The following is a 518-nucleotide window of genomic DNA, read 5'->3' on the forward strand; positions in this document are numbered from 1 at the left end:
GTTCCTCGGCGGTCACCCGGTGCATTCTCGTGCGGCTGGAGTGAAAGGTGAACCGCTCCGGATGCAAGGCCTCGCGTGCTCGCAGCATTGCCGGGACCTCGGTTTCCATGGTGGTGTTCGAGCTCGGCACGATCTGGCCAAGGCGGATCAGACGATTCATCGGGGAAGTCCTTGGCCGGATTCAGAATCCGCGCGAAACTGCGCCAATGCGTCGAGCAGGGCCGCGGGAATGGGCGCCCTGACCCGGGCGTCACGTCGAATGCAAATGGGGGAGAACCGAGCGCTGAAGATGCGCACGCCGCCGGCCTGGGTTGCCTCAACGCGGATGTCGTAGCCATGCTGTCTGACCTCGGTGACGTCCAGGCGCATCTCGATCTCCTCTTCCGGCCAGAGCGCGCGATGGAATTCGAGCGCCATGCCTTTGCACGGGGTGTCGACGCCCAGCGATTTGCGCCATTCCGCTGGCTGCCCTTGGCTGAGTTCCAAATTGAACAGTGCAACCGCGTTCAGCACGTAGT

Annotated in this window: 1 protein-coding gene and 1 pseudogene; both read right to left on the minus strand. The window is 63.3% G+C overall.

The window, feature by feature from the left end:
- A pseudogene (locus ACXJ3V_RS20775) lies at positions 1-160 on the minus strand (Asp/Glu racemase); the annotation flags it as partial.
- Positions 157-518 (minus strand): thioesterase family protein (locus ACXJ3V_RS20780; RefSeq protein ID WP_457102249.1); only part of this gene is annotated, 362 nt, incomplete at its 5' end. The pseudogene ACXJ3V_RS20775 and the gene ACXJ3V_RS20780, both read right to left, overlap by 4 nt.

The sequence above is a fragment of the Microbacterium sp. P5_E9 genome (genome assembly GCF_054049175.1).